Origin of the sequence: Nonomuraea sp. B19D2 (assembly GCF_040137845.1) — a bacterium.
Lineage (GTDB): Bacteria > Actinomycetota > Actinomycetes > Streptosporangiales > Streptosporangiaceae > Nonomuraea.
Map to the genome: position 1 here is coordinate 1 of NZ_JBEFAK010000013.1, position 24516 is coordinate 24516.

Below are 24516 nucleotides of genomic sequence, written 5' to 3' on the forward strand. Positions count from 1 at the left end.
GCGCAACCAGTTCCTGGTCGAGGCGCTGCTGCTGTCGGCCTTCGGCGGCGGGGCGGGGGTGCTGCTCGGGGCGCTGGCCACGTTCGTCTATGCCCAGCTCAACGGGCTGCCGACGGTGGTCCCGCTGTGGGCGCTGGGCGGCGGGTTGGGCATCACGGTGGTGATCGGCGCGCTGGCCGGCATCTATCCGGCGCTCCGCGCGGCCCGCGTCCCCCCGACCGTGGCGCTGAGCACCTGACGGCGCGGCGGCGGTTCAGGGCTTCGCCAGCCGGCGGGCGATGACGCGCAGGGCGAGCACCTCGTCGGCGCCCTCGAAGATGGACAGCACCCGGGCGTCGACGAACAGCCGCGAGATGCTGTACTCCTCCGCGTACCCGTAGCCGCCGTGCAGCTGCTGCGCCTCCCTGGTGACCCATTCGGCCGCCCGGCAGGCGAGCTGCTTCACCTGCGCGGCCTCCAGCTGGCCGTCGCCGGCCGCCACGGCGCGGGCCGCCGCGTACGCGAAGGCACGGCACGCGGCGATCCACGCGGCCATCCTGGCGATCTTGGCGCGGGTCAGCTGGTAGCCGGCGAGCGGGCGGCCGAAGACCGGCCGCTGCCGCGCGTAGTCGACGGCGAGCTCGAACGCCGCCTGCATGACCCCGACGGCCCGGGCGGCGGTCTGCAGCCGCGCGTTGGCGAACGCCCGCATCTGCAGGTAGAACCCGCGGCCGAGGCCCTCGTCCAGGCCGATCAGGCCGGCCGCCGGGACGCGCCAGCGGTCGAAGCGGACCTCGAACGAGTGCATGCCCCGGTAGCCGAGCGTACGGATCGCCCGCCCCTCGACGGCTCCGCCGCCCTCCTGGGTGAGTCGCCATTCGTGACCGGTGAAGGACGGCTTCTCGACCACGAAGAGCGACAGGCCCCGGTGACCGGACGGATCGGTGCGGGCCAGGACCAGGAGGTAGTGCGCGCGACCGGCGAAGGTGCACCAGGTCTTGACGCCGTCCAGCACCCATTCGCCGCCGTCCCTGACCGCGCTGGTGGTGATCTCGGCGACGTCGGAGCCGTGGTCGGGCTCGGTCACCGCGACCGCGCAGAGCCGCTCCCCCGAGGCGATCAACGGCAACCAGCGCCGCTTCTGCTCCTCGGTGCCGCCCCGGGCGATCGCAGTGGCGATGATCTCGGGGCGGGTGATGAGCGAGCCGGCGGCGCCGAGCGAGGCGCGGGACAGCTCCTCGGTGACCACGACCATGCTGAGCAGCTCGCCGCCTTCGGCGCCGCCGCCGTACGCGGCCGGGATGGACAGCCCGAAGCAGCCCATGTCCGCGAGCCCGTCGATGATGCCGGCCGGGATGTCCTCGTCGTCGCGGTGGATCCGGTCCGCGACCGGGGCCACCCGGTCCTCGGCGAACTCGCGGAAGGCGGAGCGGACCAGCCGCAGCTCGTCGGACAGGTGACACGGCCCCGCCTCGCGGGTGGCCATGACCCGCTCGGCCACGCGTTCCAGGAAGGCCGGGTCGCGTCCGGCGGCGAGGTCCGCCTCGATGCCGTCGAGTGCCGTCCTGGCCACGCCCCACTGGGACTCCCTGCCGGTCATCCGGCCGGCCAGGTCCGCGGCGACGTCGGCGGCGTACAGCAGCGCCAGGTCCGCGTCGTGCTCGATGAGCTCGCCGGCCGCGGCGACCGCCGACGAGATCGACGCCACGTCGTACGCGACGGCCTGGTCCCGGTCAAGGTCCCGATCAATGTCCCGGCCGGCCGGCGCGATGCGCGCCGCCGCCCCGGCGACGACGGAGCGCAGCACGTCGACGACGGCCCGCGCCCGGGAGGCCGCGTCACCCATGGCCGGTCCCTTCGTGCTCGATCCTCAAGGTGCTGTGGGGCTCGGGATCCGGGCCGAACACGCCCAGGGTGAGCCGCCCGGCGTCCTCGATGCGCCGCAGCAGCGCGGGCCGGCCGCAGAACAGGGGCCGGCGGTTCCTGTGGCGCATGCGCCGGACCCGGCCGGCATGCCCCTCCAGGCGCAGCACCTCCGCCAGGGCGAGCGTCATCAGCGGCCCGTGCACCACCAGGCCGGGATAGCCCTCGACGCGGGTGGCGTACGGCCAGTCGTAGTGGATGCGGTGCGGGTTGCACGTCGCCGCGCTGAACCGCATCAACAGCGTCGGGTCAGTGGCGAGATTCCAGGCCCACTCCCCGGCCCGGGTCAGGGGTGCGCCGGCCGGGTCAAGGACGGCCGGCTCCGCCGCGGGCGAGACGGCTCCGGAGTCGCGGTAGAGGAGGTCCTGCCGCTCCTCGATCGCGAGCCGGCCGCTCTCGTCGTACAGGGTGGTGGCGACGACCACGACGACCAGCTTGCCGGACCGCCCCCGCTTCTCCGCGACCGACTCGACGTACGATTCGCGGCGTACCGTGCTCCCCACCGTGAGCGGGGCGTGGAAGATGACCTCGCCGCCCGCGAACATCCGCCGCGGCAGCTCCACCGGAGGCAGGAACGACCCGCGCGCCGGATGGCCGTCCACGCCGAGCGCGGACGAGAGCGGCCAGCGGGCCAGCGCGAGCCAGTGCCACAGCGGCGGCAGGGCGTCTCCAGGGCCGGCCGCGGGCGCGCCGTCGTCGAACAGGGCCGACAGCGCCGCGACGGGATGGGGGGCGAGCGTCTCCGTCGTGGTGACGGTGTGCGGTTCCCAGCTCACATGAACCGTCCGCCGGTCACTTCCAGCACCGTGCCCGTCATGTAGGAGGACAGGCCGGAGGCCAGGAACAGCGCGACGCTGGCGACCTCGTGCGCCTCGCCTGCGCGCCGCATCGGGATCTCCGCCATCTTCTCGTCCCACGCCTTCTGGGGCATCGCCTCGGTCATGGCCGTACGGATCAGGCCCGGCTGGATGACGTTGACCCGCACGCCGTGGTGCGCCAGCTCCTTGGCGGCGGCCTTGGACAGTCCGACGATCCCGGCCTTGGCGGCGGAGTAGTTGGTCTGGCCCACCATGCCGACCTTCCCCGACAGCGAGGAGATGTTCACGACCGCGCCGCTCTTCTGCTCACGCATGATCGCGGCCGCCTTGCGCGTGCCGTTCCAGGTGCCCTTGAGGTGTACGTCGACGACCTGGTCGAACTGCTCCTCGGTCATCGTCCGCATCGTCGCGTCGCGGGTGATCCCGGCGTTGTTGACCATGACGTCCAGCGAGCCGAAGGCCTCCAGAGCGGTCGCGATCAGGGCGTCCACGTCGGAGGCACTCGTGACGTCGCAGCGCACCGCCCGGGCCGTCGCGGGGCCACCGAGCTCCTTGGCCGCCGCCTCCGCGGCGTCCAGGTTCAGGTCGCCGAGTACGACCTTCGCGCCTTCCTTGACGAAGACCTCCGCGATGGCCAGGCCGATGCCCTGGGCGCCGCCGGTGACGACCGCGGTCTTGCCGGCCAGTAGCGTCATGAATGATCAGCTTCTCTCGTTCGTCTCTGCACGGTGTTCCGCGCGATCGGGTTGATGCCCGCCCGCGTCCCGGATGACGCCGTCCTCGCTCAGCGTCGCGAGCTGCGCGGCGGACAGCCCCAGCTCGGCCCGGAGCACCTCGCCGGTGTGCTCGCCGACCAGCGGCGACGCCTCGGGCAGCGCCTGCTCGCCGTCCATCACCACGGGCGATCCGGGCGCCCAGTGCTCGCCGACCCCGGGCTGCGTGACCTTGCCCATCAGCGGGTTCCCGGGCAGCAGGGCGGCCAGCTCGGTGAAGCTCCGGTACGCCGACCACAGCACGCGGGTGGCGCGCAGGGCCGACTCGGCCTCGGCGCGGGTACGCGTCCCGAACCAGCCCGCGAGCAGGTCGCCGAGCAGCTTGCGGTGCCGGTAGCGCTCCGCCTCATCGCCGAAGTCCACCCCGAGCGCGGCGGCCAACGCGGAGACCACATCGGTGAGGCCGGTCGCGGCGAGGAGGTCCCGCCAGTGCCGGGCGGTGAGCGCCACGACCATCAGCCGCCCGCCGTCGGCAGTGGTGAAGTCGCGGCCGAACGTGCCGTAGACGTAGTTGCCGCAGCGCTCGCGCGGAATGCCGCTCAGCTGCGCCTCGGCGAGGTAGCCGAGGTTTCCGGCGGTCGCCAGGGCGACGTCCTCCAGCGCCACCCGCACCTGCTGCCCCTCGCCCGTCAGCAGGCGGTGCCGCTCCGCGGCCAGCAGCCCGACCGCCAGGTAGAGTCCGGCGGCCAGGTCCCAGGCGGGCACCACGTTGTTCACCGGCTGCGCCGCCTCCTCCGGGCCGGTCAGCTGGGGGAAGCCGGTGGCCGCCTGGACGGTGTAGTCCACCGCGGTCTCGCCGTTCCTGCGGCCGGTGAGCAGCACGTGGATCACGTCGGGGCGGCGCTCGCGCAACGCCCCGAAGGACAGCTCCGGGTGCCGCTCCGAGTTGCTGACCACGATCCCGCCGCGCCGCCCGCCGCTGACGACCAGGTCGGCGACGAGCCGGCGGCCCTGCCCGGACGACAGGTCCACCTCGATGGCGCGTTTGCCCTTGTTGAGCCCCGACCAGTACAGGCTCGTCCCGCTCTCGGCCAGTGGCCGGCGGGTGCGGTCGGGGGCGCCGCCGATCGGCTCGATCCGGATCACGTCGGCGCCCAGCTGCGCCAGCGTCATCCCGCTCAACGGGGTGGCCACGTACGTCGAGATCTCGATGACGCGCATGCCGCGCAGCGGCCGCGAGCGGGGCGGAGCGGGGCTGTCCGTCATCGGCCCGCACCCTCGCCGCCGACGGCGGCGAGCCCTTCACTGAACGCTTCCACTTTCGGGTCTCCTGGCGTGGTCGGATGAACGCCATGATCCACCCGTACCCGGGACTCAGGCCAGGCCGTCCGCCATGAGTGCCAGAACCTTCGGGGAGCAGCCTGCATCCAATAGGCCGTGGACATGTTGATCGACGGGGACCCCCAGCGGCTCGGCGGCTACTGGCTGGCCGGGCGGCTGGGGGCGGGCGGTCAGGGCGTGGTGTACGAGGCGTACGCCGAGGACGGCAGGCGCGTGGCCGTCAAGGTGCTGCACGGGGACCAGGCGTCCCAGCTGGCCAGAGAGGCGGCCGCGGCGCAGCGGGTCGCGGAGTTCTGCACGGCGCCGGTGATCGAGGCGCGTCTGGACGGGCCCAGGCCGTACATCGTCAGCGAGTACGTCGAAGGCCCCAGCCTGCGCCGGGCCGTCGCCGGCGGGCGGCGCTTCACCGGCGGGGACCTGCACCGGCTCGCGACGGCCGTGGCGACGGCGCTGACCGCGATCCACGACGCCGAAGTGATCCACCGCGACATGAAACCGGACAATGTCCTGCTCGGCCCCGACGGCCCGCGCGTGATCGACTTCGGCGTCGCCAGGACCGCGGAGATGTCACTGACCGCGACCGGCCTGGTCACGGGCACGCCCACGTACATGGCGCCCGAGGTGTTCGGCGGGCACCGGGCCGGGATGCCGGCCGACGTGTTCGCGTGGGGCGGGATCGTGCTGTACGCGGCCACCGGCGAGGACCCGTTCCACGCCGAGAGCCTCGGCGGGGTGATGCACCGGGTGCTGTCCGACAATCCAGATCTGAGCGTCCTGCCGGCCTCGCTGCGCGTGCTGGTGGCCGCCGCCCTGGCCAAGGAGCCGCTGGAGCGGCCGACCGCCCGGCAGCTCCTGCTCTCCCTCGTCAGCGGCGACGCGCGGGCCGAGACCGAGCAGCTGCTCGCCCAGGGCGGCAGGGAGGCCGCGCACATCGGCGTGGCCGCCGACGACCCGGCGCTGGGGACGCTGGCCGAGGACGCGTACGGGCTGCTCAGCACCGAGGAGCAGGAGCTGGCGGCGGAGGTCTTCCTGCGGCTGGTCACCGTGGACGAGCAGGGCCGCCTGTCGGTCCGCCGGGCCTCCGTGTCCGAGCTGGTGGAGGGCAGGGCACTGCCCGACGTGGCGTCGATCACCCGGATCCTGCAGGTGTTCGGGTACCTGCTGGGCCGCGAGGAGGAGGCGGTCTGGCTGCTGCGTCCCGCGCTGCCGCACGCCTGGCCCAGGTTCCGGCGGTGGGTGGAGGCCAACAGGGACGGCCTGCCCGTGCACAAGGAGATCCTCGCCGGGGCGAGGCGGTGGGAGCGGGCCGGGCGCAGGGACGGCGCCCTGCTCCAGGGCATCAGTCTGGAGAACGCGTTGCAGTGGGCGGCCACCGCGCGCCGGAACATCACGCTGTCACCGGCCGAGCGGGACTTCCTGGCGGCCAGCGCGGCGCTGACCAGGCGCCGGGCCAGGCGCAACCGCCTGCTCGCGGTCAGTCTGGCCGGCCTGCTGGTGATCGCGCTGGTCGCCGCCGGCCTGGCCGTGCAGCAGGGCAGGCTGGCCGACGAGCGGGCCGGCCGGATCGCGGCGCAGCGCGACCAGGCCGAGGCGGCGCGGCTGGCGCAGCTCGCGGACACCTTGCGGCAGAGCGACCCGCGCGCGGCGATGCTGCTCAGCGTGGCGGCCTGGCGCCTGCACGGGACGCCGCAGACGCGCGCGGCGCTGACGGCCGCGCTGGCGCAGCGCGAGGTGGCGATGTTCAAGGACCCCGCCGCCTCCGGCGACGTCGTGCGGGTGCTGGGCCGGGACGGGCGGACGCTGGCGAGCGTGAGCGACGACGCCGTGCGGCTCTGGGACGTGCGCACCGGCAGGCGGGCGGGCGGGATCGCCAAGCTGGGCCTGGCAGGCGAGGGGGTGCTGGCCGCCGCGCTCTCGCCCAGCGGCCGCGAGGTGCTGGTGGCCACCGAGCGGCAGGCTCGCGTGTGGAACCTGCGCACCGGCCAGGTGATCGGCTCCTGGGCACACCGGGCCGGCCAGGACGTGCCGGTCAACGTGCGGTACGGGACAGTCGACAGGTACCCGGTGTTCCTCATCGACGGCGTCTACCATCTGTGGGACCTGAAGACCGGACGCCGGATCAGGACCGCGAAGGGGCTCGGCCCCATGACGCCGTCCGGTGATGCCGTCTACGCCGAAAGCGGGGGGCGGGTCGAACGGCTCAGCCTACCCGGGCTCGCCGTGACAGGCATGCGCCCGTACGCGGACCGCTGTGCCACGTGTGGGCGGCCGGTCGCGGTCTCTCCTGACGGGCGTTCGCTGCTGGAGCCGCTGCGCAGAGGCCTGCAGGAGACCTCGCTGGCCGACGGCCGCAGCGGCGCGCTCGGACAGGACGGTCCCAATGTCTGGAACCGCGGCGAGGTGATCTTCAGCCATGACGGGCACCTGCTCGCCTCCATGACCTGGACGGGCATCCAGGTGTGGCGCGGCGACGGCGAGCACCTCACGACGCTGCCCCTGACCAGCGGCTCCGAGTTCGACACCGCGCCGTTCCCGCAGGCCGCCTTCGACGGCGGGACGCTGCGTTACCTGAACGAGGACCGCGTCTTCACGGTGGACCTCAGCGACCTGGCGACCCGCGCGCCGAAGACGGCGGTGTCGTGGGCGTGGGCCAGGCTCGGCCCCGGCGCGCGGCAGCTCCTGGCGGGCGAGGACCTCACCACAGTGCTGCTGGGCGATCCGCGGCGCGCGCTCGGCGGGGCCGTGCTGAAGAGGCCGGACAGCGACGGGATCGAGGGCGCGGCCTTCAGCGGCGACGGTCGGCTGGCCGCCGTGGGCGGGAGCGAGAGCATCACCGTGCTCGACGTGGCCACGCGGCGGGCGGTGGCGACGTGGAAGTACGCGCAGCCCGCCGCCCCACAGTTCCTGGCCTTCAACCCCGACGGCACGAGGCTCGCCGCCGCGTCCGAGCGGGGTGCGGTGACGGTGTGGGACTGGAGGAGCCGCCGTCTGGTGTGGAAGGCGGGCGTGGAGGGGGTGCGCGACGTGGAGTTCTCCCCCGACGGCCGGACGCTGGCGGTGGCGGCCGACGCTCAACGGCTCTTCGACTCCGCGTCCGGCAAGAGTCTCGGATCCCCGTTCGGAGGGACCGGGCGGGGCACGACCGTGACGGACGTCGTGTTCACCCGCGACAGCAGGTCGGTGGCGATCGCCGACACGCGCGGCCGGGTGACCGTGTACGACGCCGCCACCCGGCGCCCGGTCGGGCCGGTCGCGCGGGGCGAGCTCAACGGCGGCGACGTGGCCGCCAGATCGCCGCGCGAGGACGTGATCGCGATCGGCACGCAGGGCGGGCGGGTGCAGCTCTTCGACCTCACGGCCGGGACGAGCCTGGGCATGTTGCGGGACGGGAACCTGGAGGGGCTCACGGGGCTGACGTTCTCAGCCGACGGGTCGAGCGTGCTGATCCTCGACGGCACGGGTGCGGTACGCGAGCAACCTGTAGCACCTGACAAGGTGGCGGCAGCCGTGTGCGCACGGGCCGGGAGCCCGCTCACCACGGCCGAATGGGGGCATTACATCACGGGAGTGCCATACCGGAGGGTCTGCCCCTGAGACATGAGGCGACGGCGAAGGGTCACACGCCGAAGATCGCGTGGCCGACGTGGTCGAGGGCCAGCCGTACCGCTCTGGCCGGGCGGAGGCCTGCACCGGCATCACGAGCTCACCAGGCGACCCAGACGTCCTGGAGCCCGCCCGACAGCAGCCCGGTGCGCAGGCGCAGTTCGCCGGCGCTGTCGCGCAGGCGCAGGGTGGGCAGCCGGCGGGTGAGCGTGCCGAGCACCACCTGCAGCTCCAGGCGGGCCAGCGGCTGGCCGAGGCAGTAGTGCGGGCCGGCGCCGAAGCCCAGGTGCTGGCCGGCGTTCTCGCGGCGCGGGTCGAACCGTTCCGGGTCGTCGAACTTGCGCGGGTCCCGGTTGGCCGCGGGCCGGCACGGGATCACGGTGCCGCCCGCGGGCACGACGGTGCCGCTGAACTCGCTGTCCTCGGTGGCGACGCGGGGGAAGCCGATCACGCTGAGCGTGGTGTCCAGCCGCAGGACCTCCTCGACGGTGCCCGGGATGAGCCCGGGGTCGTCGATGACCGCCTGGTAGCGCTCCGGCTCCGACAGCAGCATCGCCGCCATGATCGCGATCATGTTGGACGTGGTCTCGTGCCCGGCCAGCAGCAGCGCCATCACCGTGGTGATCAGCTCCTCGTGGCTGAGCCTGCCGTCCTCGCTGTCGGAGATCTGGGTCAGCTCGCTGAGCAGGTCGTCGCCGGGGTCCGCCCGCTTCTCCTCAACCAGGGCGGAGACGTACGCGCCGAACTCCTCGTACGTCTTCAGCACCTCCTCCTGCGTGTAGCGCGTCAGCGTCAGCATGACCTGCGACCAGTGCGCGAACTTGTCCTGGTCCTGGCTGGGGGCGCCGACCAGGGCGCAGATGACCCGCACCGGCAGCGGCAGGCCCAGCTGGACCGACAGGTTGGCCGGCGAGCCGGACTTGACCATGTCGTCCACGAGCTCATCGGCCATCCGCTGCACCCGGGGCCGCCACGCCTCCATCTTGCGGATGGTGAAGGACTTGCTGAGCAGCCGCCGCCAGCGCAGGTGGTCCTCGCCCTCCCTCAATCTCGTGGTGCTGTTACGGGAGAAGATCCCGCCGTCCTCCGTCGTGGACACCCGCGCGGCGCCCTCGCCGCCGCGCTGGAAACGCGTGTCCGCGAGCACTGAGCGGACGTCGTCGTAGCGGGTCATCAGCTGGGCGGAGTCGCCGCTGGGCAGCCGTACGTGGGCCACGGGACAGCGCTCCTGCAACTCGGCCCACTCCTGCGGCGGCTCCAGAGCGGTCGCCCGGGGGAAGGGGTAATCGGGCATGGTTTCAGACATGGCGCCCCCAATGTCGTTGACGAGTCACCGCCAACCCTAAGAAGATCACCCAAATAAGGCAAGCTCCTTAATTCCCCTGGTAGTCGAACCAGTCGAAGGCCGCACTCCCCTCCGTGACGTACATGCCGATCACCCGCCCCGTGAAGCCGGTCGCCACCTCCGTGGACAGGTACCGGCCGTCCAGCGAGGCCAGCACGACGCCGCCGGCGGAGAAGGCGATGGTGTCCGGCCCCCTGCCGCCGACGCCCGTCGGCTCGCCCGTCTGTTCGCCCGCCGGCTCGATGACGGAGGGCGGCAGGACGTCGCGGGTGCGGATGTCGAGGGTGAGGGTGAGCGGTCCAGGCGGGACCGGCTGCTCGGCCACGCACTGGCGCACCGGGCCGATGCGCGCGATCACCCGCGCCCGGCCCTCGCTCACCTCCAGGTCGTAGTGGTGGGCCTCGTCCAGGCGCACGGACAGCCCGGCCGTGCCAGTTCCGGGGCCGGCTCCGGGATCGAGGCGGGCGGCGACGCGGCAGTCGTGGTGCTGCTGGCGGCGCCCCACGAAGGTGTGGCCGGGGCGGTCGAGGGTCGGGCCGGTGGCGTGCAGGGTCAGCCAGCCGGGCCGCTCGCCCAGCGACCAGGACCCGTCGGGGCGGCTGCGCGGCGAGATCCAGTACGGCGCGAGCGCGCCGGCGTCGAAGTCGTCGCGGTACGGCTCCGCCGGCAGGGGATGCCAGGCGGCGGGCGCGGGGTGGCGTTCCTCGACCGGACCCACGACGGGCCAGCCGTCCTCCCACCGCACGGGGACGAGGAAGGTCTCCCGCCCGAGGACCTGGTACTCCGGCGTGTAGCCGCGCGGGCGGGTGCCGAGCAGGACCATCCACCAGGTGCCGTCGGCGGCCTGCACGAGGTCGGCGTGGCCGGTGCTCTGGATCGGCCGGTCGGTGCCGCGGTGCGTCAGGATGGGATTGACCGGCCCGGGCTCGAAGGGTCCGCGCGGCGAGCGGGCGCGGGCGATCGACACGGCGTGGCAGCGCTCGGTGCCGCCCTCGGACATGAGCAGGTACCACCAGCCGTCCACCTGGTAGAGGTGCGGCGCCTCCGGATATTTCCCGCCGGTGCCCGACCAGATCGGGTACGGCCCCTCCAGCACCTTGCCGGTGGCCGGGTCGATGCGCGCCACCTGGTTGCCCGAGGTGGTGCACCAGCACGAGCCGTCCTCGTCCCAGGCCAGGTCGGGGTCGACGCCGGGCAGGTCGATCCAGACGGGGTCGGACCAGGGGCCTTCGGGGCGTTCGGCGGTGACGACGAAGTGGCCGCCCGCTCCCACATTGGTGGTGATCAGGTGGAAGCGGCCGTCGTGGTGGCGGATCGTCGGCGCGAAGACGCCACCCGAGGCGGGCACGTCCGCCGACAGGTTCAGCTGCGAGGGCCGGTCGAGCACATTGCCTATCTGGCGCCAGTGCACGAGGTCCCGGCTGTGGAAGATCGGGACGCCGGGGACGTACTCGAAGCTGGAGCAGACGAGGTAGTAGTCCTCGCCGACCCGGCACACGCTGGGGTCCGGGTGGAACCCGGGCACGACCGGGTTGTCGTACATCTGCACGTTGCGGCCTTTCCGGAGAGTTCAGCCCTTGAAGGCGCCGTCCATGATGCCGGCCACCATGCGGCGGCCGACGAAGACGAACAGCACCAGCAGCGGCAGCGTGGCCAGGAACGAGCCGGACATGGCCAGGCCGAGGTCGACGTCCAAGCTGTTCTGCAGCGCCTTGATGGCGATCTGCGCGGTGTACATCTCGGGCGACTTCAGCACGATGAACGGCCACAGGAAGTCGTTCCACGAGCTGACGAAGCCGAGCAATCCGAGCACGAAGGCGGCCGGCCGCACCAGCGGGAACGCGATGCGCCAGTAGATCTGCCAGGTGTTCGCCCCGTCGATGCGGGCGGCCTGCAGGATCTCGTCGCTGATCGTCGAGGACAGGTGCTGGCGCATCCAGAAGATGCCGAACGCGCTGGCCAGACCCGGGACGATGAGTGCCTGGAGCGTGTCCACCCAGTTCAGCGAGGAGATGATCATGTACTGCGGGATGACCGCGAGCTGCGTCGGCACGGTCATGGTCAGCACCACGATCAGGAACAGCACGTTCCGGCCCGGGAAGCGCAGCTTGGCGAAGGCGAAGCCGGCCAGCGAGCAGAGGATCGCGTGCCCGACGCCGATCGTCCCGGCCACGATCAGGCTGTTGATGATCGAGCGCACGAACGGCACGGTCGAGAACACCAGCCCCGCCAGCTCGAAGAAGTTGCCGCCTGGCACGATCTCGGGCGGCAGCTGGGTGGCGGTCGCCGAGTCGGTGGTGGCCACCACGAACATCCAGTACAGCGGGAAGATGCAGGCGAGCGTGGCCAGGCCGATCAGCAGGTAGGTCCACCAGCGGATCCGATCGTTCATGACTTCCCCGGGCGGATGCGAGTGGACAGGACGTAGTTGAGCGCGCCGACCGCGATGATCAGGACGAACAGCGCCACGCCGATGGCGGCGCCGTAGCCGAACTGGAACTGGCCGAAAGCCTGCTCGTACAGGAACATCGTGAGCGTCTGGCACTGCCGGACCGCCCCGCAGGTCGCGGAGCGGGACATCAGCAGCGGCTCGGTGAAGATCTGCAGGCCGCCGATCGTCGAGGTCACGATCGTGAAGACGATGACCGGGCGCAGCGACGGCAGGGAGATGTGGCGGAACTGCTTCCACCCGCCCGCGCCGTCCACCGCCGCCGCCTCGTAGATCGCCCGCGGGATCGCCTGCAACGAGGCCAGGTAGAGCAGCGTCGTGTAGCCGAACCAGCGCCACGTCACCATGACGGCGATCAGCAGGTGGCTGCCCCACACCGTCTGCTTGAAGTCGATCGGCCCGATGCCTGCGAAGCCCAGCAGCCAGTTGAGCAGGCCGTAGTCACGGTCGAACATCTGGGCGAAGACGATCGCGGTGGCCGCCACCGAGGTGATGTACGGCACCAGCATCGACATCCGGAAGAACACCGCCAGCCGCAGCCGGGCGTGGTTGAGCAGGTGCGCCACGCCCAGCGCGAGCACCAGCTGCGGCACGGTGGACAGCAGCCAGATGCTGATGGTGTTCCACAGGGCGTTCGAGAACCGGGCATCCCCGAACAGGCGGGTGAAGTTGTCGAAACCGACGAAGACGTGCTCGCCGATGGGGTTCCAGTCGAACAGCGCCACGTAGAACGTGAACAGCAGGGGGACGAGCCCGAACACCGCGAAGATCAGGAAGAACGGCGCGATGTAGGCGTAGGGGGCGATGCGCTCCCCCATGCTCTGCCGCACCCGGGTCGCGAGGGCGGGCGTCCCCGCGACCCTTTCGAGTGTCGCGGTCACTTGCCGATCGCCGTCTTGATGTTGGCCAGCGCCGTGTCCCAGGCCTTGGCGGGGTCACCCTTGCCCTGCTCGACGCTGGTGATGGCGTTCAGGAACTCCTGGCCGATGGCCGCGCTGTCCGGGCCGATGTAGAACGGCTTGAGGCCGAGCAGCGACTCGGTGTAGATCTTCCCGATCGGCGCGTCGGAGAAGAACTCGTCCTTCTTCCCGGTGAGCTTGGGGTCCTGGTAGACCGACGGGGTCGTGGGCAGTGAGCCGGAGTCCACGAAGTGCGCGAGCTGGCCCTGCGGCGACTGCATCTTGCTGATGTAGTCCCAGGCGGCCTTGGCGTTCTTGGCGCCCTTGGGGATGGCCAGGTAGCTGCCGCCCCAGTTGCCGGCTCCGCCGGGGATCTTGGCGATGTCCCACTTGCCCTTGGTGTCGGGGGCGTTCCTGCGGATCTGGCCCAGCAGCCACGACGGCGCGGAGATCACCGCGAACTGCCCCTTGCCCATGCCCGCGCTCCAGCCCTCGGTGAACGAGGTCTGCTTGGCGGTGATCCCGGCCTGCACGGCCTTGAGCGACAGGTCGAAGGCCGTCTTGACCTGCGGGCTGGTGCTGTAGACGACGTTGCCCGAGGGGTCGTAGTACTTCTGCGGACCCTGGTTGACCGCCTGGTAGAACACGCTGGTCTCGGCGTTGTCGATGAACGCCTTGCCGGTCTTGGCGACGTACTTCTTGCCGGTCTCGATGAACGCGTCCCACGTGGGCCAGAGCTTGCCGACCTCCTCCCGGTCGGTCGGCAGCCCGGCCTCCTTGAACAGGTCCGTCCGGTACGCGACGGCCATGCCGCCCACGTCGGTCGGGATGCCGATGATCGTGCCGTCCTTGGCGGTGCTCTGGCTCATGACCCAGTCGAGGTAGTCGCCCTTCATCTTGTCCGCGCCGAGCTGCCGCAGATCGTAGAAGTTCTGCGGCTGCTGCACGAACTTCGGCAGGTCGTCGCCCTGGATGAGCACCAGGTCGGGCACCTTGCCACCGGCCAGCGCCGTCGTCAGCGCCTGCGCCGTCTCGGTCGAGCCGCCCACCTCGGTGAGCTTCACCTGCACGCCCGGGTTGGCCTTCTGGTACTCGTCGACCGAGGCCTTCTGGTTGATCCCGGAGAACGACCAGAACTCGAACGACTTGCCGTCGCCCGACGGCTGCGACGGGGTGCTGCCGGAGCCGCCTCCGCAGGCGGTGGCGGTCAGGGCGATGGCCGCGAGGAGCGCGGCAGGGGTTGCGATACGGAACTTCACGGTTGTTCTCTTCCGGTGGGGGTGAGGAGCGGAGCGCGGTGGCGGGCGCCGACGAGTCTCCTTCGAGGGGGTGTCCACAGCAGGTTTGCCTGAAACTTTCGGTTTCAGGCCCGATTGTTAATCGGGGACTCTAAGCACGCATTACGAAACCCGTCAAGAACACGGCCGTAAGATCACCGAAATCAATCGGGTTAGACTGCGCCCCATGACCGCGACCGAGGAGCCGTTCGACGCCGACGCCGTGCCCGGCCGGCCGCTGACCATCACCCAGCTGGCCGAGCTGGCCGGCGTGTCCACCGCGACCGTCTCCAAGGTGGTCAACGGCCGCTCCGAGGTCGCCCCCGAGACCCGCGCCCTCGTCGAGGGCCTCATCCGCCGGCACGGCTACCGCAGGCAGCGGCGGCGCGTCAGCCCGGCACCCCTGGTGGAGGTGGTGTTCCACGCGCTGGACGGCGACTACCCGATCGAGATCGTCAAGGGTGTCGACCAGGTCGCGCGCCGGCACAACCTGGCCGTGGTGATCTCCGACAGGCCGGACCGCGAACCGGCGGGTCACGGCTGGATCGACGGCGTGCTGAGCCGCCGCCCGACGGGGGTGATCGGGGTGTTCTTCGGGCTGACCGACGACCAGCGCGAGCAGCTCGTCACCCGCGACATCCCCATCGTCCTGCTCGACCCGTCCGGCGACCCGGGGCCGCGGTTCCCCTCGGTCGGCGCGGGGAACTGGAGCGGCGGCCTGTCGGCCACGCGCCACCTGCTCGACCTCGGCCACCGCCGCATCGCCGTCATCACCGGCCCCGACTGGGCCCTGCCCAGCCGGGCCCGGCTGGACGGCTACCGCACCGCGCTCGACCTGGCCGGGGTGTCCGCCGACCCCGAGCTCATCGGCTCGGGCGACTTCCTCATCGAGGGCGGCCGGGCCCAGGCCCACCGGCTGCTGCGCCTGCCCGACCCGCCGACCGCGATCTTCGCCTGCAACGACGGGCAGGCCACCGGCGTCTACCGCGCCGCCCACGAGCTGGGCCTGCGCATCCCTCACGATCTCAGCGTCGTCGGCTTCGACGACCTGCCCCCGATGGAGTGGATGAACCCGCCGCTGACCACGGTCCGCCAGCCGCTCACCGAGATGGCCGCCGCGGCCACCGGCATGCTCATGAAGCTCGCGCAGGGCGAGCCGCTGTCGCAGAGCCGGGTCGAGCTGGGCACCGAGCTGATCATCCGGGGCAGCACCGCCCCTCCTGCGCACTGACCGAAACTTTCTGGATTATTGCCGTACGTATCGGAGGTTGACAGTCGCAGGGCGGCTGCCTAACGTGACGCAGATCGCCTCCTCGGCCACCACGGTCGAGACCGGCCGCGACTACCAGATCAAGATCCAGGTGACCGGGCGCAGGATCACCACCTGGCAGGACGGACAGAAGCTCAACGACTTCGTCGGCAACGCCACCGTGGAGCCGCTCTACCAGGTCGTCTCCAGGGAGGGCCACTCCGTCACCTTCATCCGCCTCACCGAACGCTGACCCCAAGGGAGGCGGGTCCCCGGGGACCGCCTCCCTCGAGGCCCAACATGCCAGGAATATCCGGTATTTCCCGCCTGTTAATCGGTATTCTAAAATCATCCGATTAGTCAGGAGAGCGGAATGACACCACCGGGCGATCCTTTCAACGCCGCCGGCGACCCGGAGCTCAGCCGCCTGCTTGAAGGCTATCGGCAGGATATGGCGGCGCTCGAGCGGCTGAGCGAGGAGATCGGAGCGGTCAGAGGCCGGGGCGAGGCCGCCGAGGGCCGTGTGGTGGCCGAGGTGACGCAGGCCGGAGCGCTCGCCGGGCTCACCATCGATCCGCGCGCCATGCGGCTCGGCTCCACCGAGCTGGCCGCGGCGATCCTCGAGGCCGCCGCCGCGGCGGCCCGCGACGCCGAGCGGGGGGCGGGCGACGTGCTGGGCCCGTTCATCGCCGGCACGCTCTTCGACGACGGGGACGACGACCGCGCACGGGAGGCTCGCGGGCGTTGAGGATCAATCCCGGCCGCGCCAGCATCTACGGCTTCGGCGCCCTCGGCATCGCGGGCTTCGTGTTCAAGATGCTCGCCGTCGACTACCCGGAGGGCGACCCGGCCAAGGCGCGCCAGGCCAGCGTGGTCTGGGCCCGCTTGGCGGAGCGCATCGAGCAGAGCCCGGACAGGACGTTCCCGGCCGCCGCGTCGGTCTGGCGGAAAAACCACGGCGGCGGGGTGGAAGAGTACAAGTCGGCCGTCACCGCCGGGCTCTACCCCCAGGATCCGGACGACGGGTACGCCGCCAAGCTGGCCCGGCGCTGCCGCCAGAACAGCGTGGCCTGCGCGGAGTTCGCCGACGTGATCGACACGGCGCGGCACGCGTACTGGACGCTCGCCTGGGCGAACTTCGCCAGCTTCATCTTCATCACCACCTTCCCGTGGCAGGCCGCGGCGGCGTACAAGATCACCGAGTTCCTCATGCGGCGGGCCCAGGCGGGCCTGCTGTCGAAGCTGCTGGAGCACGCCATCGCCAAGATCGTGCTGAGCAAGCTGACGGAGTACTCGATCGGCAGCCTCTTCTTCGCTGTCGGAGACGTGTCGGTGGTGGCCGCCGTCAAGGCGGGGCGGGGCGAGGACCCGGGCTCGCTCAAGGAGAACGCGATACAGGCGGTGAAGGAGTTCGCCGCCTCGGTGGCCTTCTACGGCGCGTTCGACGCCGCCATGCCGGTGGCCAGGGCGGTCAGCAGCAACAAGGACGTCCAGTACTTCATCGGCCGGATGGCCGGCGGGTCGATCGGCTACGGCCCCTCGTACGACGCCATGAACGGAGAGACGGGCTGGGACCTCGTTCCCACCTGGAAGCAGACCCTCGGCAGAGTGCTGCTGTATTTGACCATGGCGCACAAACCCGCGGGCTGAGAGGACGACATGGAGATTCATAAGCCGGTGTTCCACTCGGCGGCGGAATCGTTCGAAATCGAGAAGAGCGAGCTCGGCAGGTTCATCGAGGAGGCCGGCAAGGAACTGGAGGCCATCGGGGACTTCTGGGGCGGCACCAAGGAGGGGGTGGCCTTCTACAAGGGCGAGGGCGGCGGCTCTGGGTACGAGGCGGTCACCGGCCAGATCATGGAGGGCATGGACGTGCTCCTCCACGCCCACCAGGTCATCGCCATACGCCTGCTCCTCATGGAGGGCAACGTCAGCGTCACCGACTGGAACCTGGTGTCCGTCATGCTGTCGAAGCTTCCCCCTCCCGATCCCGACCGGCCGATCTGGGGAGCGGACTAACCGCGCGGCGGGGCGGTGGAGCGGCGGGTGACCAGGGTGGGGGTGACGGAGAAGCGGACCGCGGACGTGCGCCCCTCGCTGATGCGCTCGAGCAGCAGCCGCCCGGCTGTCCTGCCCATGATGGCCCCGTCCTGGTCCACGCTCGTCAGCGAGATGTGCGCGAGCGCGGTCACGCGGGCGTTGTCGTAGCCGGCCACTGAGACGTCGCCGGGCACGGCCAGCCCGGCCTCGTGGATGGCCGCGAGCGCGCCGAAGGCGGCCTGGTCGGATCCGGCGAAGACGGCGGTGGGTCGGGGCTCGCGGGCCAGCAGCTCGCGCGCTGCCTGGTAGCCGCCCTCCTCGGTGTAGGAGGTGGCGACGACGGCGATGTGCTCGGCCAGGCCGTGCTCGGCCATCACCCGTTCGTACGTCCTGGCCCTGATGGTGTGCAGCCACACGACGGACCGGGCGGGGCCGCTGTCCTTCTGCGAGATGTGCGCGATGCGGCGGTGGCCGAGCGAGATCAGGTGCTCGACGGCGAGCTCGGCGCCCACCTCGTCGTCGTCGAGCACGGAGTCGTAGACCGCCGAGCGGTCGTGGCGGCCGAGCACGACGGTGGGCGTGCTCCTGGCCATCTCCTCGAGCCGGGACCTGGCGAGGACCGGGGCGACGATGAGGATGCCGTCCACCTGCCGGTCCACCAGGGCGTTGATCGCGCGGCCCTCGGAGTCGGGGTCCATGCTGCCGCCCTGGACGATGATGGCCTGGTAGCCGGCGCCCGCGATCTGCTCGTTGAGACCGTCGAGAATGTCGGCGAAGAACGGGTTTCTGATGTGCGGCAGGACCACGCCGATGGTGAACGTGCGCCCCCGCATCGCCCGGGCCGCGGCGTGCGGGCGGTAGCCGAGCTCGTCGATGGCCGCCTGCACCTTGGCGCGCATCGCCTCGCTGACGCCGTAGGCGTTGCGCAGAACCTTCGACACCGCGGTCGTGGAGACCTGGGCGTGGCTGGCCACATCACTGATCGTCACCCGCCGCCGCCCGTCGCGCGTGACCATCCGCCGCACCTCGTTCGAATAGACGCGGACCTGATTGTACGAGCTCAAGCCCGCGACCGCGATGGGTAACGATACCCATCATTAACATCCGACGATCGCCAGCGTGGGGCTCCACGTGGATCACGATTGGGGACCGTTCCTCAAATCAAGCCTTGACGCCCTGGCAAGTAACGCTTACGTTAACTCGCAACGGGGGACGTTAAAACGATTCAACGGACCCGGAGGGGCGTTGTGAAGACCTCTCAGCGCATGCTGGGAGCGGCCCTGGCCGTTCTCACGATGACTGCCCTGACCTCCTGCGGCTCGGGCTCCGCGCCGGCCGCCGACGGCACGGTCACCCTGAAGTTCCTCATCGACAACGGACAGGGAGCCGTCGACTCGGCCAAGGCGATGACGGACGCGTTCATGCAGGCCAACCCCAAGATCAAGATCGAGACCGAGACGCGACCGGCGGGCAGCGAGGGCGACAACATCGTCAAGACCAAGCTCTCGACAGGCGACATGTCGGATGTGTTCCTGTACAACTCCGGGTCGCTGCTCCAGGCGCTCAACCCGTCCCAGACCCTGGTCGACCTCACCGGCGACCCGGTGCTGGAGAACGTTCAGAAGGACTTCCTGCCAGTGGTGACCCAGGGCGGCCATGCGTTCGGTGTGCCCTTCGGCACCGCCATGGGCGGCGGCATCCTCTACAACCGCAAGGTCTACGAGAAGCTCGGTCTGCAGGTGCCCAAGACCTGGGACGAGTTCATGGCCAACAACGCGAAGATCAAGGCGGCGGGGATCGCGCCGGTGATCTCGACGTTCAAGGACACCTGGACCTCGCAGCTGTTCGTGCTGGGCGACTTCTACAACGTCCAGGCCGCCGTGCCAAACTTCGCCGCCGACTACACCGCGGGCAAGGCCAAGTTCGCCACCACCCCGGCCGCGGCGGCCGGGTTCCAGCACCTGGCCGATGTGAAGGCCGGCGGCTACCTCAACGAGGGCTTCGGCTCGGCCACCGCCGATCAGGGCATGAAAATGCTGGTGGAGGGCAAGGGCGCACACTATCCGATGCTCAGCGCCCAGTTGCCGCCGCTGGTGGCCTCGATGCCGCAGGCCGCCACTGACGTCGGCTTCTTCGGGATCCCGGGCACCAACCCGGGCAAGAACGGCGCGACGCTCTGGGAGCCGGGCGGCGTCTACATCCCCAAGACCACCAAGAACCTCGAGGCGGCCAAGAAGTTCCTGGCCTTCGTCGCCTCGCCGGCGGCGGCCGATGCGGTGAGCAAGGTCGTGCAGCCGTCCGGGCCGTACCGGATCACCGGCGCCGAACTGCCCGACAACGCCATCCAGGCCGCCAAGGACCTGCAGACGTACATCGACAAGAGCGCGACGGCGCCGGCGCTGGAGTTCGTCTCCCCCGTCAAGGGCCCGTCGCTGGAGCAGATCACCGTCGCGGTCGGCTCCGGGCTGACGCCGCCCGCCGAGGGCGCCGCCCAGTACGACAAGGACGTGGCGAAGCAGGCCAAGCAGTTGGGGCTCGCGGGGTGGTGACCAAGCAGGCGGCCAGACCTCACGTCATGCCCGAGCAGGAGCTCACCCGCCCGGCCAGGCGCAAGTCCGCCTACCCGTACGCGCTGTACCTGCCGGCCGCCGTCGTCTACCTCGTCATCTTCCTGGTGCCGACGGTGATGGCCTGCTACTTCGCGCTCACCCGCTGGACCCTGTTCGACAGCACGTTCGTCGGCCTGGACAACTTCCGCGACTTCCTGGCCGAGCAGAACCTGCGCATCGGCTTCGCCAACACCCTCTTCTACGCCGTCGTCACCAGCGGCCTGAAGGTCGTGCTCGGGCTGCTGCTCGGGGTGCTGCTCACCTCGAAGCTGCGGCTACGCGGCTTCCTGCGCTCGGTGGTGTTCTTCCCCGTCCTGGTCTCCACGGTCGCGGTCGGCATCACCTTCAGCGCGCTGCTGCGGCCCGACACCGGGCTGGTCAACAAGGCCCTGGCCCTGGTCGGCATCGACGGCCCCGACTGGCTCGGGGACGCGAACACGGCCCTGCTCTCGGTCGCGCTGGTCGACGTCTGGAAGGGCGTCGGCATAGCCACCGTCATCTACATCGCCGGCATCCTGTCCATCCCCCGCGACTACTACCAGGCCGTCGCGGTGGACGGCGGGGGCGCCTGGCACCGCTTCCGCCACGTCACGCTCCCGCTGAGCTGGCCCGCCACCTACTCGGTGATCATCCTGTCGTTCATCGGCGGCCTGCGCTCCTTCGACCTGATCTGGACGATGACCCGCGGCGGACCCGGCTTCACCAGCGACACCATCGCCTCGATCATCTACAAGCAGTACCAGGCCGGCTTCTTCGGCCTGTCCACCGCGGGCAACGTGCTGCTGTTCGTCGTCGTCACCGCCGTCGTCGTCCCGCTCAACTACTTCCTCGGCAAAAGGCAGGTGGCTGCGTGACCGCCCTGCGCAGGCTCGGCGCCGAGGCCATCGCCCTGGCCGTGGCCGCCGTGATCTTCCTCGTCCCGTTCGCCCTCATGCTGCTCACCGCGGTCAAGGACCAGACCCAGGCCACCGACCTGGACTTCGCCTGGCCCACCAGCTGGCCGATCGTCCAGAACCTCACCGAGGTGATCGAGGCCCGCGACTACGTGCTGCTGCGCGCCTACGTCAACAGCACGGTCCTGACCGTGGCGTCCGTCGCCTTGATCGTCGTCTTCGCCGCGATGGCCGCGTTCGTGCTGCAGCGCCGCGCGGGCCGGCTCGGCTCGGTGGCCAACTTCCTGGTGCTGTCCGGGCTGATCATCCCGCCCGCGATCGTGCCCACCATCTGGCTCCTGCAGGCCCTCGGCCTGTTCAAGACCCTCCCCGGGCTGATCCTCATCGAGGTGGCCTTCAACCTGGCGTACGCGGTGCTGCTGTTCCGCGCGTTCATCGCGGCCATCCCGCGCGAACTGGACGAGGCCGCCCAGATCGACGGCTGCACCGGCCTCTCGCTGTTCTTCCGGGTGATCTTCCCGCTCCTGCGGCCGGTCACCATCACCGTGATCCTGACCAGCTCGGTGGCCATCTTCAACGACTTCGTCAACCCGCTCTACTTCACCCCCGGCGACGAGAACGCCACCGTGCAGGTCACCCTCTACAACTTCCAGAGCCAGTACAACACCCAGTGGAACCTGCTGTTCATGGACATCGTGCTCATCACGATCCCACCGCTGCTGCTGTTCATTTTCTTCAACCGCAAGATCGTCGCCGGGATGACCGCCGGCGCCATCAAGGGCTAGGAGACCCGTGACCCTCGTGCATGTCGAAGCGCCCGCCTTCGAACACCACCGCGACCCCCTCGGCATCGGCGAAAGCGCTCCGCGCCTGTCCTGGACCGTCACCACCGCCATCCCCGGCTGGGAGCAGCAGGCGTACGAGATCGAGCTCAGCGACGGCACGGCCACCGGCCGGGTCGAGTCGGCGGAGTCGGTGCTCGTCCCCTGGCCGGGCGGCGAGCTGAGCTCGCGCGAGCGCCGGGCCGCCCGGGTACGCGTGCACGGCCGCGACGGCTCGGCCAGCGACTGGAGCCCCTGGTCGTGGGCGGAGGCCGGCCTGCTGGACCAGGCCGACTGGCAGGCGGGCGCGGCCGGGCCGCCGCTGGAGCTGCTGGGCGTGCCCGACGGCCCCGCGCTGCTGCTGCGCCGCGACTTCACCGTCCGCCGCCCGATCCAGCGGGCCCGTCTGTACGTCACCGCCCACGGCATCCACGAGACGGAGATCAACGGCCGGGTCGTGGGCGACGACGTGCTGGCCCCCGGCTGGACCAGCTACGGCCACCGCCTGCGCTACCGTACGCACGACGTCACCGAGCTCCTGGCCGAGGGCGCCAACACGATCGGCGCCACCCTCGCCGACGGCTGGTACCGGGGACGTGTCGGCTTCGCGGGCGGCAAGAACGCCGTCTACGGCGACCGCACCGCGCTCGTCGCCCAGCTCGAGATCGCCTACGAGGACGGCACGACCGACGTGGTCGTCACGGACGGGAGCTGGCGCTGCGCGAGCGGCCCCGTCACCGCGGCCGGCCTGTACGACGGCGAGAAGTACGACGCCCGGCTGCTGCCGTCCGGCTGGTCGGAGCCCGGCTTCGACGACGCGGGCTGGCTGCCCGCCGACGCGCTGCCGCACGACCCGGCCCTGCTCGTCGCGCCGACCGGCCCGCCGGTCCGCCGGGTGGAGACGCTCGCCCCGGTGAAGGTGCTGACCGGGCCGGACGGGGAGACGATCCTCGACTTCGGCCAGAACATCGCCGGCCGCCTGCGCATCCGCGTCCAGGGCCCGGCCGGGCACACCGTCACGCTCCGGCACGCCGAGGTCCTGGAGGGCGGCGCGCTCGCCCTGCGGCCGCTGCGCGCTGCGGCCGCGCTCGACCAGTACACGCTGCGCGGCGACGACGCGCCCGAGGAGTGGGAGCCGAGCTTCACCGTGCACGGCTTCCGCTACGCCCAGGTCGACGGCTGGCCGGGCGAGCTGGACCCGGCCGACGTCCAGGCCGTGGTCTGCCACACCGACATGCGGCCCACCGGCGACTTCCGCTGCTCCGACCCGGCACTGAACCGCCTGCACGACAACGTCCGGTGGAGCATGCGCGGCAACTACGTCGACCTGCCCACCGACTGCCCCCAGCGCGACGAGCGGCTCGGCTGGACCGGCGACATCCAGGTCTTCGCCCCGGCCGCCGCCTTCCTGTACGACTGCGCGGGCCCGCTGTCGTCCTGGCTGGCCGACCTCGCCGCCGACCAGGCCGAGCAGGGCACCGTGCCGCACTACGTGCCGTGGGTGGAGCTGGTGTTCGGCACCGCTCCCGCCGCGGCCTGGGGCGATGCCGCGGTGCTCGTGCCGTGGACGCTCTACCAGCGCTTCGGCGACCTCGGCCTGCTCCGGCAGCAGTACCCGAGCATGAAGGCGTGGGTGGACCAGGTGGCCGGGCTGACCGGCGACGACCACCTGTGGGACGAGGGCTTCCAGTTCGGCGACTGGCTGGACCCGGCCGCGCCGCCGGACAACCCGGGCAAGGCCCGTACCGACCACGCGCTCGTCGCCACCGCCTACCACGCCTGGACCGCCGGGATCCTGGCCGAGGCGGCGGCCCTGCTGGGGCACTCCTCCGACGCCGAGCACTACGCCGTGCTGGCGGGGGCGGTGCGCGAGGCGTTCCGCCGCGAGTTCGTCACGCCGTCGGGACGGCTGGCCTGCGACACCCAGACCGCCTACGCCCTGGCCCTGACGTTCGACCTGCTGGACGGGCCGGCGCAGCGGGAGCGGGCCGGGCGGCGCCTGGCCGAGCTGGTCGCGTGGGACGACCACCGCATCGGCACCGGTTTCGTCGGCACCCCGCTCATCTGCGACGCGCTCTGCTCAGTCGGCGCGTACGACACGGCGTACGCGCTGCTGCTCCAGCGCAACTGCCCGTCCTGGCTGTACCCGGTGACGATGGGCGCCACCACCATCTGGGAGCGCTGGGACAGCCTGCTGCCCGACGGCTCGGTCAACCCCGGCGAGATGACCTCCTTCAACCACTACGCGCTGGGAGCGGTGGCCGACTGGCTGCACCGCACCGTGGCCGGCCTCGCCCCGGCCGCCCCCGGCTACCGCCGCCTGCGCATCGCGCCCCGGCCGGGCGGGGACCTGACCCACGCCTCGGCCCGGCTCGACACCCCGTACGGCCCGGCGTCGGTCGCCTGGTCCAGGAGCCGCACGACGCTCACGGTCACCGCGACCGTGCCGCCGGGCACGGTCGCCGAGGTGGACCTGCCCGGAGCGGCCCCGCGGGAGGTGGGCTCCGGCACCCACACCTTCACCACCCTGATGTGAGCACCGGCGTCGGGCCGGCCG

General features: G+C 71.3%; 21 protein-coding genes. 11 read left to right on the top strand and 10 right to left on the bottom strand.

Annotated features, from left to right (window positions below; genetic code table 11):
* A partial coding sequence (locus ABN273_RS23905) for an ABC transporter permease (protein WP_349451200.1) occupies nucleotides 1-238 on the top strand: 238 nt, incomplete at its 5' end.
* 15 nt (nucleotides 239-253) lie between these two features.
* Here ABN273_RS23905 and ABN273_RS23910 read toward each other — a convergent pair.
* Genes ABN273_RS23910 through ABN273_RS23925 form a run of 4 tightly spaced genes read right to left on the bottom strand, consistent with a single transcriptional unit; the run spans nucleotide 254 to nucleotide 4699 of the window.
* Entirely contained in the window at nucleotides 254-1825 is a 1572-nt protein-coding gene (locus ABN273_RS23910; protein WP_349451201.1) for an acyl-CoA dehydrogenase family protein, read from the bottom strand.
* Entirely contained in the window at nucleotides 1818-2678 is an 861-nt protein-coding gene (locus ABN273_RS23915; RefSeq protein WP_349451202.1) for an HTD2 family dehydratase, read from the bottom strand. Before ABN273_RS23915 ends, ABN273_RS23910 begins: the two co-directional genes overlap by 8 nt.
* Nucleotides 2675-3415, bottom strand: coding sequence for a 3-oxoacyl-ACP reductase FabG (fabG, locus tag ABN273_RS23920; protein WP_349451204.1), 741 nt, complete (start codon nucleotides 3413-3415; stop codon nucleotides 2675-2677). The genes ABN273_RS23915 and fabG overlap by 4 nt, the downstream gene beginning before the upstream one ends.
* Before the next feature lie 6 nt (nucleotides 3416-3421).
* Nucleotides 3422-4699, bottom strand: coding sequence for a CoA transferase (locus ABN273_RS23925; RefSeq protein WP_349451205.1), 1278 nt, complete (start codon nucleotides 4697-4699; stop codon nucleotides 3422-3424).
* 177 nt (nucleotides 4700-4876) lie between these two features.
* On the opposite strand from ABN273_RS23925, the gene ABN273_RS23930 reads away from it, so the two are divergent.
* Nucleotides 4877-8368 (top strand): protein kinase domain-containing protein, encoded by a 3492-nt coding sequence (locus ABN273_RS23930; RefSeq protein ID WP_349451433.1) that lies wholly within the window; start codon nucleotides 4877-4879, stop codon nucleotides 8366-8368.
* A gap of 109 nt (nucleotides 8369-8477) precedes the next feature.
* Here ABN273_RS23930 and ABN273_RS23935 read toward each other — a convergent pair whose 3' ends face one another.
* The 5 genes from ABN273_RS23935 to ABN273_RS23955 form a co-directional block, all read right to left on the bottom strand.
* Nucleotides 8478-9671 (bottom strand): cytochrome P450, encoded by a 1194-nt coding sequence (locus ABN273_RS23935; RefSeq protein WP_349451206.1) that lies wholly within the window; start codon nucleotides 9669-9671, stop codon nucleotides 8478-8480.
* A gap of 79 nt (nucleotides 9672-9750) precedes the next feature.
* Nucleotides 9751-11265, bottom strand: a complete 1515-nt coding sequence (locus ABN273_RS23940; protein WP_349451434.1) for a glycoside hydrolase family 43 protein — start codon at nucleotides 11263-11265, stop codon at nucleotides 9751-9753.
* A gap of 27 nt (nucleotides 11266-11292) precedes the next feature.
* Complete coding sequence (locus ABN273_RS23945; RefSeq protein WP_349451207.1) at nucleotides 11293-12114, bottom strand: carbohydrate ABC transporter permease; 822 nt, start codon at nucleotides 12112-12114, stop codon at nucleotides 11293-11295.
* Nucleotides 12111-13052 (bottom strand): carbohydrate ABC transporter permease, encoded by a 942-nt coding sequence (locus ABN273_RS23950; RefSeq protein ID WP_349451208.1) that lies wholly within the window; start codon nucleotides 13050-13052, stop codon nucleotides 12111-12113. Before ABN273_RS23950 ends, ABN273_RS23945 begins: the two co-directional genes overlap by 4 nt.
* Entirely contained in the window at nucleotides 13049-14329 is a 1281-nt protein-coding gene (locus ABN273_RS23955) for an ABC transporter substrate-binding protein (RefSeq protein ID WP_349451209.1), read from the bottom strand. Before ABN273_RS23955 ends, ABN273_RS23950 begins: the two co-directional genes overlap by 4 nt.
* A gap of 205 nt (nucleotides 14330-14534) precedes the next feature.
* Here ABN273_RS23955 and ABN273_RS23960 point away from each other — a divergent pair, with 205 nt between their 5' ends.
* The 5 genes from ABN273_RS23960 (at nucleotide 14535) to ABN273_RS23980 (ending at nucleotide 17615) form a co-directional block, all read left to right on the top strand.
* Entirely contained in the window at nucleotides 14535-15578 is a 1044-nt protein-coding gene (locus ABN273_RS23960) for a LacI family DNA-binding transcriptional regulator (protein WP_349451210.1), read from the top strand.
* A 64-nt stretch (nucleotides 15579-15642) separates the two neighbouring features.
* Entirely contained in the window at nucleotides 15643-15849 is a 207-nt protein-coding gene (locus tag ABN273_RS23965; RefSeq protein ID WP_349451211.1) for a LamG domain-containing protein, read from the top strand.
* A gap of 120 nt (nucleotides 15850-15969) precedes the next feature.
* Nucleotides 15970-16344: a YbaB/EbfC family nucleoid-associated protein gene (locus tag ABN273_RS23970; protein ID WP_349451212.1), complete on the top strand. Its 375-nt coding sequence runs from the start codon at nucleotides 15970-15972 to the stop codon at nucleotides 16342-16344.
* Nucleotides 16341-17246: a WXG100-like domain-containing protein gene (locus ABN273_RS23975; RefSeq protein WP_349451213.1), complete on the top strand. Its 906-nt coding sequence runs from the start codon at nucleotides 16341-16343 to the stop codon at nucleotides 17244-17246. The genes ABN273_RS23970 and ABN273_RS23975 overlap by 4 nt, the downstream gene beginning before the upstream one ends.
* A gap of 9 nt (nucleotides 17247-17255) precedes the next feature.
* Nucleotides 17256-17615, top strand: coding sequence for a hypothetical protein (locus ABN273_RS23980; protein ID WP_349451214.1), 360 nt, complete (start codon nucleotides 17256-17258; stop codon nucleotides 17613-17615).
* On the opposite strand, the gene ABN273_RS23985 is transcribed toward ABN273_RS23980, so the two are convergent.
* The gene (locus ABN273_RS23985) at nucleotides 17612-18700 is read right to left on the bottom strand and encodes a LacI family DNA-binding transcriptional regulator (RefSeq protein WP_349451215.1); all 1089 of its coding nucleotides are present in this window, start codon (nucleotides 18698-18700) and stop codon (nucleotides 17612-17614) included. The genes ABN273_RS23980 and ABN273_RS23985 overlap by 4 nt on opposite strands.
* Nucleotides 18701-18883: 183 nt before the next feature.
* Here ABN273_RS23985 and ABN273_RS23990 point away from each other — a divergent pair, with 183 nt between their 5' ends.
* Genes ABN273_RS23990 through ABN273_RS24005 form a run of 4 tightly spaced genes read left to right on the top strand, consistent with a single transcriptional unit; the run spans nucleotide 18884 to nucleotide 24495 of the window.
* Complete coding sequence (locus ABN273_RS23990; protein ID WP_349451216.1) at nucleotides 18884-20185, top strand: ABC transporter substrate-binding protein; 1302 nt, start codon at nucleotides 18884-18886, stop codon at nucleotides 20183-20185.
* Between the two features lie 26 nt (nucleotides 20186-20211).
* On the top strand, nucleotides 20212-21099 hold the full coding sequence (locus tag ABN273_RS23995; RefSeq protein WP_349451217.1) for a carbohydrate ABC transporter permease: 888 nt from the start codon (nucleotides 20212-20214) through the stop codon (nucleotides 21097-21099).
* On the top strand, nucleotides 21096-21923 hold the full coding sequence (locus tag ABN273_RS24000; RefSeq protein WP_349451218.1) for a carbohydrate ABC transporter permease: 828 nt from the start codon (nucleotides 21096-21098) through the stop codon (nucleotides 21921-21923). The genes ABN273_RS23995 and ABN273_RS24000 overlap by 4 nt, the downstream gene beginning before the upstream one ends.
* 7 nt (nucleotides 21924-21930) lie before the next feature.
* Nucleotides 21931-24495 carry a family 78 glycoside hydrolase catalytic domain gene (locus ABN273_RS24005; protein ID WP_349451219.1) on the top strand — a complete coding sequence of 855 codons (2565 nt, stop codon included), beginning with the start codon at nucleotides 21931-21933 and terminating at the stop codon, nucleotides 24493-24495.
* The last annotated feature ends 21 nt before the right edge of the window (nucleotides 24496-24516 follow it).